The organism is Neisseria sp. P0021.S007 (genome assembly GCF_051956855.1).
Window position 1 is genome coordinate 1 of record NZ_JBQCXA010000503.1, and the last position, 701, is coordinate 701.

Annotated in this window: 1 protein-coding gene; it reads right to left on the bottom strand. The window is 59.1% G+C overall.

Annotated elements, in window-relative coordinates; genetic code table 11:
• The coding region (locus ACTHUR_RS14265; protein WP_440399213.1) for a DUF2339 domain-containing protein at positions 1 to 701 on the bottom strand (701 nt) is incomplete at both ends.

A 701-nucleotide genomic window follows, 5' to 3' on the forward strand; every position in this document is an offset into this window, starting at 1 on the left:
GCTGACCCTGTTCGGCGGCGCAGAGGGTTGCGTTTTGAAGCGTGTGTTCCCAGTGTGCCGAGCCTTTCCGGCGGTAGAGGTGCCACTGCAGGTAAATTGCTGCGCCGCCGAACAGGGTCAGCAGGGTGGTAAACCATTGACCTTGCAGGATGGTGGATCCTCCCTCCTGATAACCGCTCAGTTGGATCAGCGCTGCCAACAGATACACGACGAGCGCACCCAAACGCATATGCGGACGCTGTTGGCGCAGTCCGAAGAAATACACGAGCGCGGATTCAACCGTCCACAGGATGACGGTGTTGCCGCGTTCAAAGTAAAGCGGAACGGCGAGCGTGAGGAAAAGCAGCGACAAGGCAACAAACGCCTGACGCAGGATATACAAACCCTGTTGCCGTTTCAGCATCAGCGCGGCAAGCCCGTAAACGGCGGCGAAGCCCAGCGCAGAGAATGCATCCGCAGACGGCCAGTGTTCCACCATGCGGTATTGCAGTCCGAATGCCGCCGCCATCGTGCCGAACAATAAAGTATGGTCGAGGACGTGGACGCGCAGGCCGTGGGAGCAGAGGCTGTTCCAAATTTCTTCCAGCGTCGCATTGTCGGCAACGGGCGCGAGCGTGTCTTCGCGGCTTTCCGTCAGCTTGCGGCGGGCGAACAGATAGGCGATGAAGGTGTAGAGCAGCCAGTGGTAAATCAGGAAAGGC